This window comes from Nocardia sp. NPDC020380 (genome assembly GCF_044386975.1).
Taxonomy (GTDB): Bacteria; Actinomycetota; Actinomycetes; order Mycobacteriales; family Mycobacteriaceae; genus Nocardia.
In genome coordinates this window covers 1-16215 of sequence record NZ_JBIRVQ010000026.1, presented here as the reverse complement: position 1 = coordinate 16215, position 16215 = coordinate 1, and the positions used below count along the sequence as shown (strand labels likewise).

17 protein-coding genes are annotated in these 16215 nt (G+C 67.0%); 15 read left to right on the top strand and 2 right to left on the bottom strand.

The features are described 5' to 3' along the window. Positions 1-6 precede the first annotated feature (6 nt). Together ACH438_RS43535 and ACH438_RS43530 are read left to right on the top strand one after the other, a co-directional pair. Entirely contained in the window at positions 7-633 is a 627-nt protein-coding gene (locus ACH438_RS43535; RefSeq protein WP_397016658.1) for a TetR/AcrR family transcriptional regulator, read from the top strand. After that, positions 630-1133 carry a thioesterase family protein gene (locus tag ACH438_RS43530; protein WP_397016656.1) on the top strand — a complete coding sequence of 168 codons (504 nt, stop codon included), beginning with the start codon at positions 630-632 and terminating at the stop codon, positions 1131-1133. Before ACH438_RS43535 ends, ACH438_RS43530 begins: the two co-directional genes overlap by 4 nt. Here the strand turns inward: ACH438_RS43530 and ACH438_RS43525 are convergent, their stop codons facing one another. Then, positions 1134-2066 carry an alpha/beta fold hydrolase gene (locus ACH438_RS43525; protein ID WP_397016654.1) on the bottom strand — a complete coding sequence of 311 codons (933 nt, stop codon included), beginning with the start codon at positions 2064-2066 and terminating at the stop codon, positions 1134-1136. Positions 2067-2301: 235 nt separating this feature from the next. On the opposite strand from ACH438_RS43525, the gene ACH438_RS43520 reads away from it, so the two are divergent. The 13 genes from ACH438_RS43520 to ACH438_RS43460 all read left to right on the top strand — a co-directional run bounded on the left by ACH438_RS43520 (position 2302) and on the right by ACH438_RS43460 (position 14980). Beyond that, positions 2302-3129, top strand: coding sequence for an SDR family oxidoreductase (locus tag ACH438_RS43520; RefSeq protein WP_397016652.1), 828 nt, complete (start codon positions 2302-2304; stop codon positions 3127-3129). Positions 3130-3317: 188 nt separating this feature from the next. Continuing rightward, positions 3318-4070 (top strand): SDR family oxidoreductase, encoded by a 753-nt coding sequence (locus ACH438_RS43515; protein WP_397016650.1) that lies wholly within the window; start codon positions 3318-3320, stop codon positions 4068-4070. Positions 4071-4152: 82 nt separating this feature from the next. Next, a complete protein-coding gene (gene fabG / locus ACH438_RS43510) occupies positions 4153-4914 on the top strand; it encodes a 3-oxoacyl-ACP reductase FabG (protein WP_397016648.1) in 762 nt (253 codons plus the stop codon). A 15-nt stretch (positions 4915-4929) separates the two neighbouring features. After that, the gene (locus ACH438_RS43505) at positions 4930-5967 is read left to right on the top strand and encodes a phosphotransferase family protein (RefSeq protein ID WP_397016646.1); all 1038 of its coding nucleotides are present in this window, start codon (positions 4930-4932) and stop codon (positions 5965-5967) included. Between the two features lie 23 nt (positions 5968-5990). Further along, positions 5991-7211: an acyl-CoA dehydrogenase family protein gene (locus ACH438_RS43500; RefSeq protein ID WP_397016837.1), complete on the top strand. Its 1221-nt coding sequence runs from the start codon at positions 5991-5993 to the stop codon at positions 7209-7211. After that, a complete protein-coding gene (locus ACH438_RS43495) occupies positions 7208-8317 on the top strand; it encodes an acyl-CoA dehydrogenase family protein (RefSeq protein WP_397016644.1) in 1110 nt (369 codons plus the stop codon). Before ACH438_RS43500 ends, ACH438_RS43495 begins: the two co-directional genes overlap by 4 nt. A 41-nt stretch (positions 8318-8358) precedes the next feature. Continuing rightward, positions 8359-9594 carry an acyl-CoA dehydrogenase family protein gene (locus ACH438_RS43490; protein ID WP_397016642.1) on the top strand — a complete coding sequence of 412 codons (1236 nt, stop codon included), beginning with the start codon at positions 8359-8361 and terminating at the stop codon, positions 9592-9594. A 28-nt stretch (positions 9595-9622) separates the two neighbouring features. Next, entirely contained in the window at positions 9623-10624 is a 1002-nt protein-coding gene (locus tag ACH438_RS43485; RefSeq protein WP_397016640.1) for an NADP-dependent oxidoreductase, read from the top strand. A gap of 32 nt (positions 10625-10656) precedes the next feature. Further along, positions 10657-11277, top strand: coding sequence for a TetR/AcrR family transcriptional regulator (locus tag ACH438_RS43480; RefSeq protein WP_397016638.1), 621 nt, complete (start codon positions 10657-10659; stop codon positions 11275-11277). Between the two features lie 93 nt (positions 11278-11370). After that, positions 11371-12291, top strand: coding sequence for an SGNH/GDSL hydrolase family protein (locus ACH438_RS43475; protein ID WP_397016637.1), 921 nt, complete (start codon positions 11371-11373; stop codon positions 12289-12291). A gap of 77 nt (positions 12292-12368) precedes the next feature. Continuing rightward, on the top strand, positions 12369-12758 hold the full coding sequence (locus ACH438_RS43470; protein ID WP_397016635.1) for a hypothetical protein: 390 nt from the start codon (positions 12369-12371) through the stop codon (positions 12756-12758). 18 nt (positions 12759-12776) lie between these two features. Continuing rightward, positions 12777-13685 (top strand): SGNH/GDSL hydrolase family protein, encoded by a 909-nt coding sequence (locus tag ACH438_RS43465; protein ID WP_397016633.1) that lies wholly within the window; start codon positions 12777-12779, stop codon positions 13683-13685. Further along, positions 13682-14980 carry an acyltransferase family protein gene (locus ACH438_RS43460; protein ID WP_397016631.1) on the top strand — a complete coding sequence of 433 codons (1299 nt, stop codon included), beginning with the start codon at positions 13682-13684 and terminating at the stop codon, positions 14978-14980. The genes ACH438_RS43465 and ACH438_RS43460 overlap by 4 nt, the downstream gene beginning before the upstream one ends. 257 nt (positions 14981-15237) lie before the next feature. Here ACH438_RS43460 and ACH438_RS43455 read toward each other — a convergent pair whose 3' ends face one another. Beyond that, positions 15238-16158 carry a zinc-binding dehydrogenase gene (locus ACH438_RS43455; protein ID WP_397016835.1) on the bottom strand — a complete coding sequence of 307 codons (921 nt, stop codon included), beginning with the start codon at positions 16156-16158 and terminating at the stop codon, positions 15238-15240. Positions 16159-16215 lie beyond the last annotated feature (57 nt).

Genomic DNA, 16215 nt, shown 5'->3' with positions numbered 1-16215 from the left:
CTGGCTGTGAGCGAATCCGGTCGAGTGGCGCCGCGTACCCAGCGGGGAGTGCGGACCCGCGCTGCGCTGATCTCGGCCGCGCGCGAGGTCTTCGAACGCGACGGCTATCTGGATGCGCGAATCGCGGATATCTCGAAGGCCGCGGGGATGGCGTCGGGTTCGTTCTACACCTACTTCGACAGCAAGGAAGAGATTTTCGCGGCCCTGGTCGAACAGGTGTCGGAGGAGATGCTGCATCCGCATGTGCGTGAACGCAGCGGGACCACCGATGTGGCGGCGCTCATCGAGGCCGCGAACCGCGATTATCTGCTGTCCTACAAGCGCAATGCGCGTTTGATGGCCTTGTTCGAGCAGGTCGCGCAGGTCGATGAGAATTTCCGGCGCATGCGGGTCGAGCGCGGCCGCGCCTTCGCGCAACGCAATGCGCGGCTGATCCGTACGCTGCAGGAATCCGGGCAGGCCGCCGCCGATCTGGATCCGATGATCACTTCGCATGCCTTGTCGGCGATGGTGAGTCGTATGGCGTATATGGTTTTCGTTCAGAACCAACGCATCTCGTTCGAGAAGCTGGTGACGACACTGACCCAGCTGTGGATCAACGGGCTGCAGCTGAAACCCGGAGAGAATTCATGACTGCGGTTTTACCGTCCTTCGCGCAAGCGCACGAACTTCTGCGTTCCTTCGACCGGGTCATCCCGCCCGAATTCGAGGACGGCAACGGTCACATGAACGTGATGCATTACTACGGGCTGCACGGTGAGGGTTTGTGGCAGATGCACCGAGAACTCGGCTACGGACCCCACGCCGGCAAGTTCGGGTCCTTCGCCAAGGAACAGCACGTCCGGTACCTGCGCGAAGTACTTGTCGGGCACGAGGTTTCGATTCACGTCGGCCATCTGGGGCGGACCGGCAAAGCCCTGCACGGAATCTCGTACCTGCTGAACCTCTCGACCAGCGAGGTCGCGAACTCGTTCGAATTCCTCGCCGTCAACGTCGATCTGCAATCGCGGCGCCCGGCGCCGTTCCCGGACGATATCGCCGAGCGGCTCGACGCGCGCATTGCCGCGACCGCGGCCGCGGGAGTCGGCCCGGAATACGGGGTACTGGAACTGCGGACCGCGCCCGCGGTCTGATCAGGCGACCGCGCGCGCGAAATCGATGAGGGCGGCATTGACCTCCGCCGGCCGCTGCTGCTGAATCCAGTGGCCGGCGCCCTCGAGAATGATCGAGCCGCGCAGATCGGTCAGCATCTCCGGCATCTTCGCCAGCGGGGTGAACCGGATGACCGGATCGGTGGAACCGGCGATGAACAGCGACGGCTGAGTGATCTTCACATCGGCCAGGTGCGCGGTGAGCTCCCAGGTGCGGTCCAGAGTGCGATAGTAGTTCAGACCGCCGGTGAACCCGGTCGTGGTGAAAGCCTGGACGTAGTAATCGAATTCAGTGGGGGAGAGCCAGGCGGGCAGGGGCGGTTCGGGGCGGTCGGTGTCGAGGAAGTTGCGTGCACTGAGCACATCGTCTTGCAGCAGTGTGTGGCGGACATTCTTGTCCAGCACCGGATCGGCGACGCCGGGTTCCTGGAACCACACCATGTAGAAGTCCTCGCCGAGGCGCTTGCGCAGGATGGGGACCGGCGGGGCCGAGGAGCGCGGTGTGGCCGGCACACTCAGCCCGGCGACCGCGCGCACGCGATCGGGATAGGCGCGCGCCAGCTGCCAGACCACCGAGGCGCCCCAGTCGTGGCCGACGAAGATCGCATCCTCGAGCCCGGCAGCATCGAGCAATCCGACGAGATCCGCACTGATGGTCAGCAGGTCGTAGTCCTCGACGCGTGCGGGCCGCGAGCTGCCGCCGTAGCCGCGCATATCCGGGGTCAGGGTGCGGAAGCCCGCGTCGGCGAGCGCGAAAACCTGGTGCCGCCAGGAGAATCCGAGTTCGGGGAAGCCGTGGCAGAACACCACCGGCGCACCCTCGCCGTGCTCGACGACCCGCAGTTCGATGCCATTGGCGGGCACCTGTCGGCTGCCCAATGCTTGCCAGTTCGCGAGCAGATCTCGTGCGGTCACGTTTCCTCCACGTCGCATGCCGTGTGCTCGGTCCGGGATGGGGCTCACGGTATGCAAAATTGACGCCGAGTTCAACTACGAGGCGAAAGGCGCAGCGCCGCACTGATCTTCGCCGACCGTCGGTGACACACCGAAATCAGGGGCCTTGAATGCGGTGTCCGGGGCGAGTAGACAGGCGACATCATCGACGCGGATCCGCTGCCGGATCCGCGTCTCCGGCTCGGAAGGAGAACTCGTGCAGGTCGCGGGGAAGATTGCGGTGGTCACCGGTGGCGGCGGGGGCATAGGCGGCGCGCTCGCGGCCCGGCTGGTGCGCGACGGCGCGAAGGTCGTGGTCGCCGATCTCGACGGTGATGCCGCCGCGCGCGTCGTGGCGGCCATCGACGCGGACACTCCCGGCGCGGCCGTCGCGGTCGGCGCCGATGTCGCCGACGCCGCCGAGATCGAAGCGCTGATCACCCGCGCGGAGGTCGAATTCGGCCCGGTCGATCTGTATTTCGCCAATGCCGGCGTCGCCGGCCCGGTCGGCCTGGGCGAGGACGACAAGGACTGGCTCACCGCCATCGATGTCAATCTGCAGGCGCACGTGCGCGCGGCGCGACTGTTGGTGCCGGGCTGGCTCGAGCGCGGCGAGGGCTACTTCATCGGCACCGCCTCCGCGGCCGGCCTGCTCACCCAGATCGGTTCGGCCGCATACTCGGTCACCAAGCACGCGGCCGTGGGCTTCGCCGAATGGCTCTCGGTCACCTACGGCGACCGCGGCATCCGCGTCAGCTGTCTGTGCCCCATGGGCGTGGAGACCGCGCTGCTGCGCGCGGGCCAGAACTCCGGCGATGCCCTGGGTGAAGCGGCGACCCGCGCGGTCACCTCGGCGGGTGTGGTCCTGACCCCCGACGAGGTCGCCGAGGTCGTCATGGCCGCCCTCGACGAGGAGCGATTCCTCATCCTCCCGCACCCGGAGGTCCTGGAAATGTATCGCCGCAAGGGCGACGACTACGACCGCTGGCTCTCGGGTATGCGCCGCTACCAGCAGCATCTGCTGGACAGTGCCCCCGACGCCTGAAACCTGAATCCGGATTCGATAACACCCGCGTAGTGCCTGGTGGGGGCCGCGCACGGGCTTCGATGTGTCACGAGTCACACTGAAGTCGTGCGCCGACGCCCTTGACCTGTGAGGCTTGCGTCCCGCATGGTGGCCATGAATTACTAAGCGCTCAGTAAGTTCTGCCCAAGCTCCGAAAGGACCACTCTGTGAACAGATTCGACGGCAAGACCGCGATCGTCACCGGCGCCAGCCGGGGCATCGGGCTCGGCATCGCCCAGCGCCTGGTGGACGAGGGCGCGAAAGTGGTGATCACCGCGCGCAAGAAGGACGCCCTCGACGAGGCGGTCGCGCAGCTCGGCGGTGCCGCCCACGCCCTCGGCGTCGCCGGTAAGGCCGACGACATCGCTCACCAGGTGGAGACCATCGAGCGCGCGATCGACACCTTCGGCAGCGCCGATCTGCTGATCAACAATGCCGGCATCAACCCGGTCTTCGGGCCGATGGTCGAACTCGACCTGGACGCCGCCCGCAAGATCGTCAACGTGAACTGCCTGGCCGCGCTGTCGTGGGTGCAGCAGATCTACAAGGCGTGGATGAACGAGCACGGCGGCGCGGTCGTGAACGTCTCCTCGGTCGCCGGGCTCAAGCCCGCACCGGGCATCGGGTTCTACGGCTCCAGCAAGGCGATGCTGACCCACATCACCCAGGAACTCGCGGTCGAACTCGGCCCCAACATCCGGGTCAATGCCGTGGCCCCGGCCGTGGTGAAGACCAAGTTCGCCAGCGCGCTGTACGAGGGCCGCGAAGACGAAGTGGCCGCGCCCTATCCGCTCAAGCGCCTCGGCGTGCCCGAGGACATCGGCGGCGTGGTCGCCTTCCTGCTCTCCGCGGACGCGAGCTGGCTGACCGGGCAACTCGTGGTCATCGACGGCGGCGTCACCCTGACCGGCGGCGTCTGACCCGCACTCCCCACGCCGTGGCCGACCTGCCGCAGCGCCCGAACATCATTCAGCCGCAACATCACTCGAAGGAGAGGCAGTAATGAGCAACCAGCCGGAGCGGATCGCGATCGTCACGGGTGGAGCACGCGGGATCGGCGCGGCCGTGGCACGCCGGCTCGCCGATGACGGAATGGCCGTCGCCGTCATCGATCTCGACGAGAACGCCTGCAAGCCCGTCGTCGACGAGATCGTGCAGAACGGCGGCCGCGCCCTGGCCGTCGGCGCCGACGTCGCCGACGAGGCCGCCGTCGCCCAGGCCGTGGACCGCGTGGCCACCGAACTGGGCGCACCCACCGTTCTGGTCAACAACGCCGGCGTCCTGCGCGACAATCTGCTTTTCAAGATGTCCGTCGACGACTGGGACACCGTCATGAACGTGCACCTGCGGGGGTCGTTCCTGATGTCGCGCGCGGTGCAGAAGCACATGATCGACCAGAAGTGGGGCCGCATCGTCAGCCTCTCCAGCACCTCGGCGCTGGGAAATCGCGGTCAGGCCAACTACTCCGCGGCCAAGGCCGGTCTGCAGGGCTTCACCAAGACCCTGGCCTTCGAACTCGGCAAGTTCGGCGTCACCGCCAACGCCGTGGCCCCCGGCTTCATCGAAACCGAGATGACCGCGGCCACCGCAGCCCGGGTCGGGGTGCCGTTCGAGGACTTCAAAAAGGCTGTGGTGGCGACCATTCCGGTGAACCGCGCCGGACAGCCCGAGGACATCGCGCACACCATCTCCTTCCTCGTCAGCGAGGGAGCGGGATTCGTCTCCGGCCAGGTGATCTACGTGGCCGGCGGACCCAAGAACTGAATCGGGAAGGACCAGATGAGCGGTTCACACACGGCGAGCGAGCTGCCGGGCCTGGATCTGGACAAGCTCACCGACTGGCTGACGGCGCAACGGCCGGATCTGGCGAAGGGGCCGCTGCGCGGGCGCCTCATCGCCGGTGGCAAATCCAATCTGACCTATGAGATCAGCGATGGGGCAACGGCGTTCGTGCTGCGCCGCCCGCCGCTGGGACATGTGCTGGCGACCGCACACGATATGGCCCGCGAACACCGCGTGATCAGCGCCCTCGCCACCACCGGCGTTCCGGTGCCCGACACCTACGCGCTGTGTGAGGACACCGAGATCATCGGCGCGCCTTTCTATTTGATGGAACTCGTGGTGGGCACGCCCTACCGCACGGCTGCCCAGCTGCAAAAGCTGGGAGCGGACCGGACGACAACGGTGTCTACCGGTTTGATCGATACCCTCGCCGCCCTGCACACCGTCGACCCGGCCACGGTCGGGCTCGTCGATTTCGGGCGGCCGGAGGGATTCCTGGAACGGCAGGTCCGGCGCTGGAAGAAGCAACTCGACGCCTCCTTCTCCCGCGACCTGCCCGCGGCCGTCGAACTGCACGAGCTGCTCGCCGAGCGGCAACCGCCGGAATCGGCGGCGCGGATCGTGCACGGCGACTACCGGCTCGACAATGTCCTGATCGACGACCGCGATCAGGTTGCGGCCGTACTGGATTGGGAGATGGCCACCCTCGGTGACCCGCTCACCGATATCGGCCTGCTGCTGGTCTATCAGCGCATGGGGCAACGCCACATTCCCGGCGTGACCGATGTGGCCGCGGCGCCGGGCTTCCTGCCCGAAGCCGAGATGCTCGACCGGTACGCGCGCCTGGCCGGGCGCGACCTGACCCATATCGGGTTCTATGTCGCACTCGCTTCGTTCAAGCTCGCGGTGATCGCCGAGGGCATCTATTACCGATTCATCCACGGCCAGACCGTGGGATCCGGTTTCGACGGCGTGGGGGACATGGTGGATCCACTCCTGCGCGCCGGAATCGCCGCTCTGCAGGAGAACGAATGACAACAGCATCGCGAAGCGATTCGATGAGGGGTGGCGGTCGGGCGACGGGTGGGCCGAATCCCGAAGCGGTACGCGAGGATCTGCAACGCCGCGTCACCGCCCTGCTCGCCGCACACGACCCCGCCACCACCGACCCGATCACCTTCCACCGCGCCCGTTTCGACGCGGGCCTGGCGTGGGTGTACTACCCGGAGGGACTCGGCGGACTGGGCGCCGACCGCGAACTGCAACCCTTCGTCGACGCCCTGTTCGAGCAGGCCGGCGCGCCGGGCAACAATGCCGAGATCAACGGCATCGGCCTCGGCATGGCCGCGCCGACCATTCTCGCCTGCGGCACACCGGAACAGCGCCGCCGCTACCTGCGGCCGCTGTGGGCGGGGGAGGAGATCTGGTGCCAGCTGTTCAGCGAACCCGGCGCCGGCTCCGATCTGGCCGCGGTCAGCACCCGCGCGGTGCGCGACGGCGACGACTGGATCGTCAACGGGCAGAAGGTATGGACCTCGGTGGCGCACAAGGCACAACGAGCCATCCTGGTGGCGCGCACCGATCCCGACCGGCCCAAGCACGCCGGGCTGACCTACTTCATCTGCGATATGACCGATCCGGGCGTGGATGTGCGGCCACTGCGCCAGATCACCGGGGAAGCCGAATTCAACGAAGTCTTCCTCACCGATGTGCGCATCCCCGATGCCAATCGGCTCGGACAGGAAGGCGACGGCTGGCGGGTGGCGAACACGACGCTCAACAACGAGCGCGTCGCCATCGGCGGACGCCCGGTCCCGCGCGAGAGCGGAATACTGGGCGCGGTCACCCGCACCTGGCGCAACAATGCCGACAAGCACACCCCCGAACTACACGACCGGCTGCTGCGACTGTGGGTGGAGGCCGAGGCCGCACGACTGGCCGGCACCCGCCTGCGCCAGCGCGTCGCGGCCGGCGCGCCGGGACCGGAGACCTCGGCCCTGAAACTGCCGTTCGCGCGAATCAACCAGCAGCTCAGCGGATTCGAACTCGAACTGCTCGGCGAGGACGGCCTGCGCTACGACGACTGGACCATGGTGCGACCCGACCGCGTCGACTTCGCCGGACGCGACGCCGGCTACCGGTATCTGCGCGCCAAAGGCAATTCGATCGAGGGCGGCACCTCCGAGATCATGCGCAATATCGTCAGCGAACGGGTGCTGGGCCTGCCACCGGAAGCGCGCGCCGACAAGGACATCGCCTGGAAGGACCTCATCCGATGAGCGAGGACATCCTGCTGCTCGACACCGACGTCGAAACGGCACTGCGCGCGGCGGTCCGAAGCCTGCTCGCCGAGCGATGCGATCCCACCTCCGTGCTGGCCGCCTACGCGGGAGACCGGTCGCTGACGCGGGCGCTGTGGAAACCGCTCAGCACCGAACTCGGACTGGCCGGACTGCTGATCCCGGAAAACCGTGGCGGCGCAGGCGGATCCGCTCGCGATGCCGCAGTGGTGCTGGAGGAACTGGGACGCTACGTCGCACCGGTCCCGTTCCTGACCAGCAGCGTGATCGCCGCGACCGTGCTGCTCGCGGGAGATTCCGAACTCGTCGGTGAGCTCGCCGCGGGGGAAACCACCGCAGCGCTGCTCGCGCCGTTCTCCGCCGCCACCGTCGAGCAGGTTCCCACCCTCGTCAAGGACGCCGACGGACGGCTCTCGGGCCGGATCACCAGCGTGGCAGGGGCACTCGACGCCGATGTACTGCTCGCAGCGGTGCAGACACAGTCGGGGACCGAGGTCCATGCTCTCGAAGCCTCGCTCGTGACGATCGATCCCGTGGTCTCCCTCGATATGACCAGGCCTCTCGCCGACATCACCGTCGACTCCGCGCCCGGCCGGATCGTCGTGGCCGCCGGGGCCGGATTGGCCGCGCTGCGTACCGGTTTGACCACCGGCGCGGCCCTGCTGGCCTCCGAACAAGCCGGCGTCGCGGGCTGGTGCCTGGACACGACCGTCGAGTACCTGAAGGTCCGGCGGCAGTTCGGGCGCGTGGTCGGCGGATTCCAAGCGCTCAAGCACCGGCTCGCCGACCTGTACGTGGAACTCGAATCCGCCCGTGCCACCGCCCGATACGCCGCCGGCGCCCTCGCCACCGAGGACCCCGACGCCGCCGTCGCCACCGCCGTCGCCGCCGCGTACTGCGGTGAGATCGCGGTGCACGCCGCCGAAGAAGCCGTGCAGCTACACGGCGGCATCGGCATGACCTGGGAATATCCGGTGCACCTGTACCTCAAGCGAGCCAAGGCCGACCAGATCGGGCTGGGCAGCCCCGCCTACCACCGCTCGGTCCTGGCCGAGCTCGTCGACCTGCCCCTCGGCCGCGACTGATCTCGCATGCGCCACACCACGAACCACGAACAGGAGTAGAGATGTTCGAGCTCTCGGAGAAGGCCCAGCGCTACCGCGACGATCTGCTCGCCTTCATGGACGAGCACATCTACCCCGCCGAATCGGTCTACGAAGCCCAGATGACCGACGCCGGCGACCCGCACTTCCAGCCGCCCATCATCGAGGAACTCAAGACCGAGGCCAAGAAACGCGGACTGTGGAATCTGTTCCACCCGCACCCGGAATGGGGCCCGGGCCTGACCAATTCCGAATACGCGCCCCTGGCCGAGATCATGGGCCGCAGCGCGCATCTCGCGCCGGAAGCCACCAACTGCAGCGCACCCGACACCGGCAATATGGAAGTGCTGACCCTGTTCGGCACCGAAGAGCACAAGCGGGAATGGCTGGCGCCCTTGCTCGCCGGTGACATCCGCTCCGCCTTCGCCATGACCGAACCCGCCGTCGCCAGCTCCGATGCCACCAATATCCAGCTGCGCATGGACCGCGACGGCGACGACTACGTGCTCAACGGGCGCAAATGGTGGACCTCCAATGCCCTGCACCGCAACTGCAAAGTGCTCATCGTCATGGGCAAGACCGACCTCGACGCACCCGTGCACCGCCAGCAGAGCATGATGGTCGTCCCGCTCGACACCCCCGGCGTCCACGTCGTGCGCGGCCTGCCCGTCTTCGGCTACCAGGACCGAGAAGGCCACGCCGAGGTCGTCTTCGAGAACGTCCGGGTACCGCGCACCGCGCTGCTGGCCGGCGAAGGCGACGGGTTCATGATCAGCCAGGCGCGGCTGGGTCCCGGCCGCATCCACCACTGCATGCGCGCCATCGGCATGGCCGAACGGGCACTGGACCTGATGATCGACCGCGCCCAGTCGCGGGTCACTTTCGGTGAACCCGTGGCCAACCGCGCCAATATCCAGGACTGGATCGCCGAATCCCGCATCGACATCGAGATGGCGCGCCTGCTCACCCTCAAGGCCGCCTACCTGATGGACACCGTCGGAAACAAGAACGCGCGCACCGAGATCGCCGCCATCAAGGTCGCCGCACCACAGGTGGCGCTGAAGGTGATCGACCGCGCCATCCAGGTGCACGGCGGCGGCGGAGTCTCCGACGACTTCCCCCTCGCGAGCATGTACGCCCACGTGCGCACCCTGCGCCTGGCCGACGGCCCCGACGAAGTGCACAAGCGCACCATCGCCCAGCGCGAACTGCGCCGCCGCGACCCGTCCTGGGGACGCAAGGCCCTGCCGGACAACTGAATTCGACCTGCCGAGAAGGAGTCACCCTATGACGAAGACCCAGCAGATACTCCTGGCGGAACGGCCCACCGGCCTGCCCACCGAAAGCACGTGGACCCTCACCACCACCGAACTGCGCGACCTGCAACCCGGCGAGATCCTGGTGAAGATCGCCTACATCTCCCTCGACCCGGCCATGCGCGGCTGGCTCAACGACGTCCGCTCCTACCTGCCGCCCGTCGGCATCGGCGAGGTGATGCGATCGCTGGACATCGCCACCGTGGTCGAATCCACCCACCCGGACTTCGCCGTCGGTGACTCGGTCAGCGGCACCTTCGGCGTCACCGAATACGCCATCAGCGACGGCCGCGGCGTACAGCAGGTCGACCTGAGCGCCGCACCCGGACCCACCTGGCTGGGCGCGCTCGGAATGCCCGGCATGACAGCCTATTTCGGGCTCCTGGAAGTCGGGAAGCTGAAGGAAGGCGACACTGTCGTGGTGTCCGCGGCCGCGGGCGCGGTCGGCAGCGTCGCCGGGCAGATCGCGAAAGCCAAGGGCGCCACTGTCATCGGCATCGCCGGCGGACCCGAGAAGTGCCGCATGCTCACCGAAGAACTCGGCTTCGACGCGGCCATCGACTACCGCGAAGGCAACGTGCTGCGCCAGCTGCGCGAGGCCGCCCCCAAGGGCATCGACGTCTACTTCGACAATGTCGGCGGTGAAATCCTCGATGCCGCACTGGCCAACCTCCGTCGTGGCGCGCGCGTCGTGCTGTGCGGTGCGATCTCGGCCTACAACGAGGAGAAGCCGCCGCCGGGACCCTCGCGCTACATGTCGCTGCTGGTCTTCCGCGCCTCCATGATCGGATTCGTGGTCTTCGACTACGCCGACCGCTACCCCGAAGCCGGCGCACAGCTCGCCCAGTGGCTGGCCGAAGGACGCCTGCAGAGCCGCGAACACGTCGTCGAGGGCGGGCTGGCCCGCTTCGGCGAAACCCTGAACATGCTGTTCAGCGGCGCCAATACCGGCAAGCTCGTGCTGGCGGTCTGAGACCCGGCCCGAGCGGATGGGAGACTGACCCGGTGACCGAACCAGAGGACCGCTCACGAGCGGACGAGACCAGGGCACGGCTGCTCGAAGCGGCCGTGACCGCGTTCGCCGAACGCGGCTTCCACGGCTCCACCACCCGTGACGTCACTTCGATAGCCGGGCTCAGCACCGCCGCGATCTACGTGCACCACCGCTCCAAAGAGGAACTGCTCTACCAGATTTCGCGCACCGGCCACGAGAACACCCTGGCACTCATCCGCACGGCGATCACCTCCTCCGATGACCCCGCCGCGCAGCTCGTCGCCCTGATGCGCGACTTCGCCATCCACCACGCCCGCGCCCACACCGTCGCCCGCGTCATCAACTACGAACTCGCCGCGCTGAGCCCCGAACACCAGCGCGAGATCAAAGACCTGCGCCACACCATCGACGCCGAGGTCCGCACCCTCATCGAACACGGCGTCACCACCGGCGCCTTCGACAACCCCAACCCCCACATGGCCACCGTCGCCCTGCTCTCCCTCGGCATCGACATCGCCCGCTGGTACCGCGACGACGGCGCCTGGACCCCCGAAGCCCTCGGCGACTACTACGTCGACCTCGCCCTGCGCATCGTCGGCGCGAAACACCCGGAGCCACGGTCGGAGGCCTAGTTTTTCGATTCCGGGTGGGATCGGGGGGAGTGGTTTGTACACTCCCCGCTGAAGTGGAAAGTCAACACTTCAGATACTGATCAGAAGGTCTCGATGAAGTCTGTGTTCGGCAACGGCGGACGGTGGTTGTGCGCTACCGTGGTCGCCCTCTCGGTCTCGGCGACCGGAGCGTCCGTGGCGGGGGCCGACAGTGCTCCCGGCGGGAAAGAGCTTGTGGTACTGGGTGATTCGTTCTCCGCGAACGCGTGGGACCTGATGGATCCGAGCAACAGCTGCCTGCGGCACGGCAAGACGGCGTGGCCGGCGCAGCTGGGCGATCTGATGGGCGTGTACGGGACCGATGAGATGGTCGATCCGTCCTGTCCGGGGGCCTCGATCGACAGCGGGCCGGGGTGGACGCTGGCGCAGGAGACCGCGAAAGCCGACAAGGCGGGGGCGTTCGGGCCGAACACGAAACTGGTGACGTTGCAGTTCGGGCTCAACGACCATTGGGGGCAATCGAAGCAGACGCTGTGGAATTCTTTGCCGGGCTGCGTGTTCGACCTCGTCGACGGGTGCGGGCCGGATTCGGTCGCGCAGGGGCGAATGACCGATTACAACGGGGTGTCCGGTGCATTGTTCGCCGATCGCATGCGCAATGCGGTGACCTACATTCGGTACTACGCGCCGAACGCGCACATCGTGCTGGTCGGATATCCCGAGTTGTTTCCGTCCGGAACGGATGTCGTGTGCCTGAACTTCTTCGGGGTCGCGCCGTTCGTGCAGCCGCGCGGTCGTGCGGTGGTCGAGTACTTCGATCGCATCGAGCAGGCGCAACGCGAAGCAGCCCAGCTGCTGAACCTGGATTTCCTGGATGCCCGCGCGCTCACCGCCGGTCACGGACTCTGCTCGGCCGAACCGTGGCTGAACGGGGTCGCCGATCCGCGCACCGATATCGACGGGTTGTTCTTCCATCCCTCCACCAAGGGGGACGCGGTCGTCGCGGATGCGATCTACGACCGCTACGGAAAGTGACACTTCGCGCGGGGTAGTGGTTGTACACTCCCGCCGAAGTGAAAGATTTGCACTTCAGTTCACGATTCGAGGATTCAATGAAGTTTCGCACCCCTGGGGTGTTCGTCCTGCGCACCACGGCAGCCGTGGCCGGAGGCGTCCTGCTGATCGCGGCGGCGACAGCATGCGGGAGCGATAAGGCGAGCGACAGCTCACCGAGTACCACACCGACCACCACGATCGCAGCTCCGGCGACCACCACCACGACCGCGCCGCCGCCCCCGGTGACCAGCGCGGCAGCACTCGTCCCCAGCACACCCGCCCCCGCACCGGAGGCCCCGCAAGCCCCTGTGGTCCAACCACAACCGGCCCCCGCGACCGTGGAAGCGCCGGCCCGGGAACCGGTCGCCCCCAAGCCCGCACCGCAGACCAAACAGGCGCCACCGACCCTGGATGTGCCCGGGTTCGAACCGCACGCCGGTTACTGAGGAAGCTGGGTAATTCAGGTGTCGGGTAACAGCGGACGGTGGTTGTGCGCTGCGGTGGCGGCCGTCGCGGCCGCCACCACCGTGGCGGCGGGAGCGAACGCGGATTCGGCTCCCGAGGGGAAAAGGCTTGTGGTCCTGGGGGATTCGTTCACTGCGAACGCCCTGGACCTGATGCCCGCGGACAACAGCTGCGCACGGGGCGCGACTGCGTGGCCCGCACAGTTGAGTGCGCGGATGGGTATCGAGGGCACCGATCAGGTGGCCAACCCGTCGTGTCCGGGAGCATCGATCGACAGCGGACCGGGATACACGCTGGGCTTCGAAGCCAAGGACGCCGACAAGGCCGGCGCCTTCGGGCCCAAGACGCAATTGGTGACCTTGCAGTTCGGGCTGAACGACCACTGGGGGAGTAGCACCCAAACGCTCTGGGACGCAATGCAGAAATGCGTCTTCGACCTGGCCGATGGGTGCGGGACCGATGCGGTCGGCGCCGGGCGCATGCCCGATGCGCACGCGGTGTCCGGCGCGGCCTACGCCGACCGGATCCGCAATGTGGTGACCTACATCCGCTATTACGCACCGAACGCGCACATCGTGCTCGTGGGATACCCGGAAGTTGTTCCGGCCGACCAGGACAGCGTGTGCCTGGACTTCTTCGGCGTCGTCCCGTTCACCCAGCCGCGCGGGCGCACCGTCGTCGACTACTTCAACCACATCGACCAGGCGCAGCGCGAGGCCGCGCAACTGTTGAACGTGGACTTCCTCGATGCGCGTGCGCTCACCGCCGGGCACGGATTGTGCTCGCCGCAGCCATGGGTCAACGGGGTATTCGATCCCGGCACCGATATCGGCGGACTGCCCTTCCACCCGTCACCCACCGGTGACGCCGTGGTCGCCGATGCGCTCTACGAAAGGTACGTGCGATGACTCGCCCGCCCGAAGTGCGCCCCGACGTGCGCGTGGACACCATCACGCCACCGCCGGATCTCCTTGCACCCGAAGCAATCTCCGCGGAAAGAGCCTCACGAGAGCGGCCGCCGCTGCCTTCGCTGACCGGGGCGCGCTGGTGGGCGGCCTTCGCGGTGTTCGTCTTGCACGCGCTGGTATTCCTGCCGGTGTACCCGTTCCAGAAATCGGAGCTGTTCCGGCACATCCACGAATGGGTGCCGATGCAGTTGGGCGCCTTGGGCGTCACGTTCTTCTTCGTGCTGTCCGGCTTCATCATCTACTGGTCGTTCCGGCCGGGCACGACCCTGCGGGCCTTCTATCGCCGACGTGTACTGAAGATCTATCCCACCCACCTGCTGGCTGCCGCGGCCTTCATCGTGGTGGCGAGCGTGCCGCTGCACCGGCTGGTGGTGTGGGTGCCGAATCTGCTGCTCATCCACACCTGGGTGCCGAAATGGACCACCGTCGGCGGGCTCAACGTCCCGTCCTGGTCACTGGCCTCGGAAATGCTGTTCTACCTGAGCTTCCCGCTACTGCTGCCGGTGATCCGCCGGATTCCGTCGAACCGGTTGCTGCTCACGATGGGCCTGCTGTTCCTGGGCATCGTCGCGATGCACACCGCGTACTTCCTGTGGATCGACGGCCCGAAGGGCATCGCGAATACCTTTGCGCCCCGGCTGGTTCCGGGCAACACCTCACCGTATTTCGAGCTGCACTCCTCACCGGCCTGGTTCGCACAACCGAACATCCCGGTCTCGCCCTCGTATTGGCTCAGCTACAACTTCCCGCCTTCGCGACTGCCCGAGTTCTTCCTCGGCGTCCTGGCCGCGCGCATGGTGCTCGAAGGCCGCTGGCGCAATACCGGTCTCACCCTGCCACTGGTGTCGCTGGCCCTCACCTACGCGGCGACCTGGGTGGTCCCGGTGAACTACAAGATGTCGGTCCTGCTGCTGGTCCCCATGACCGCGGTAGTCGCCACCATGGCAACCCGCGACCTGCAAGGAATCCGCGGCCTCAACGCCCATCCGCGCATGATCTGGCTCGGCAATATCTCCTTCGCCTTTTACCTGATCCAATTCCCGGTCATGACGCTGGTGACCCGATACCTCATCGGCGGAAAGGAATTCGGCATCCTCGGCTGGGCCGGCTTCGCCCTGCTGTGCCTGCTCATCTCGACCGCACTCGGCGCAATCCTCTACCAATGGGTCGACGTCCCGCTCATGCGCCGCTTCGCCCGCGCCCGGCCGAAGGTGTCAGCGCGCCGAACTGCCTAGTGCCATAGGCAATACCGAGAGCGCCTGTCCGATACTGGTGACGGTAGCGGACAGCAGCGTGAACGGATCGTTCCAGTACTCGAGACTGCCCCGGCCCACGCGGGCAGTCCTCGTACACGAGCTCGAACGCATCGAATCCTCCGCATCGCTTCATTCCCGGTCTGCCTGCACGCTAACGGCGAACCTCGCCGGCTCACCACCACCGAGTCCGAGATGCCCGCACAGACCCTCGCATGGCCGGGAATGCCCTGACCGGCTCACGGGCGAACCAGGACTTTCAGCGCCTCACGGTCGTTCATGAGCCGGTAGCCCTCGGCGATGTCCTCCAGTCCGACGGTGCGGTCGAACACGCGGCCGGGATGAATCTCGCCGTTGAGAATGCGCGGCAGCAGTTCGGGGATGTAGGCGCGCGCGGGTGCGACCCCGCCGGTGAGGGTGAGGTTGCGCATGAATTCGCCGAAACCGAAAGGGATCGCGGGGTATTGCGGCGCACCGACGCGGCTGATGACGCCACCGTCGCGAACCACACCGGCCGCCTGCGTGACGGCATCGGCGAGACCGACACACTCGAGTACCCGCGCGACACCGCCGCCGGTCAGTTCCCGCACCGCGGCGACGCCGTCTTCACCGCGGTCGGCAACGACATCGGTCGCACCGAATTCGCGGCCCAGATCGGTGCGCTGTGTGTGGCGACCCATCAAGATAATCCGTTCCGCACCAAGCAGTTTCGCGGCAATGACCGCGGACAACCCGACCGCGCCATCACCGATCACCGCCACAGCGTCCCCAGGTGAGACACCCGCGGTGTGGGCGGCGTGATAGCCGGTGCACAACACATCGGACAACGTGAGCAGATCCGGCAGCAACTCGGAATCCTCTGCGACAGGGAGTTTCACCAGCGTGCCGTCGGCATACGGAATACGAGCCGCCTGGCCCTGGCCGCCGTCGACACCGCCCATACCCCACGCGCCACCGTGCACACAGGAGGTCTGCAACCCGCGCCGGCAGTACTCGCACGTGTTGTCGGAGTAGGTGAACGGCACCACGACCAGATCACCGGGTACGACACTGCGCACCTCGGCCCCGATCTCCTCGACCACACCGAGGAATTCATGCCCCATATGACGAGGATGGTCGGTAGGGCCTTGACCCCGGAAGTTGGACACGGGGTTTGTGATTACGCGGCTTGAGCCATGTTATCGGGTGCGTGAACGGATTCGTAGTCGGCGGGGCTG

What these genes read in the sequence shown, in the direction of transcription:
- ACH438_RS43505 (WP_397016646.1), top strand. Translation starts at nt 4,930, where the DNA reads ATGAGCGGTTCACACACGGCGAGCGAGCTGCCGGGCCTGGATCTGGAC.
- ACH438_RS43495 (WP_397016644.1), top strand. Translation starts at nt 7,208, where the DNA reads ATGAGCGAGGACATCCTGCTGCTCGACACCGACGTCGAAACGGCACTG.
- fabG (WP_397016648.1), top strand. Translation starts at nt 4,153, where the DNA reads ATGAGCAACCAGCCGGAGCGGATCGCGATCGTCACGGGTGGAGCACGC.
- ACH438_RS43460 (WP_397016631.1), top strand. Translation starts at nt 13,682, where the DNA reads ATGACTCGCCCGCCCGAAGTGCGCCCCGACGTGCGCGTGGACACCATC.
- ACH438_RS43475 (WP_397016637.1), top strand. Translation starts at nt 11,371, where the DNA reads ATGAAGTCTGTGTTCGGCAACGGCGGACGGTGGTTGTGCGCTACCGTG.
- ACH438_RS43485 (WP_397016640.1), top strand. Translation starts at nt 9,623, where the DNA reads ATGACGAAGACCCAGCAGATACTCCTGGCGGAACGGCCCACCGGCCTG.
- ACH438_RS43500 (WP_397016837.1), top strand. Translation starts at nt 5,991, where the DNA reads ATGAGGGGTGGCGGTCGGGCGACGGGTGGGCCGAATCCCGAAGCGGTA.
- ACH438_RS43470 (WP_397016635.1), top strand. Translation starts at nt 12,369, where the DNA reads ATGAAGTTTCGCACCCCTGGGGTGTTCGTCCTGCGCACCACGGCAGCC.
- ACH438_RS43490 (WP_397016642.1), top strand. Translation starts at nt 8,359, where the DNA reads ATGTTCGAGCTCTCGGAGAAGGCCCAGCGCTACCGCGACGATCTGCTC.
- ACH438_RS43530 (WP_397016656.1), top strand. Translation starts at nt 630, where the DNA reads ATGACTGCGGTTTTACCGTCCTTCGCGCAAGCGCACGAACTTCTGCGT.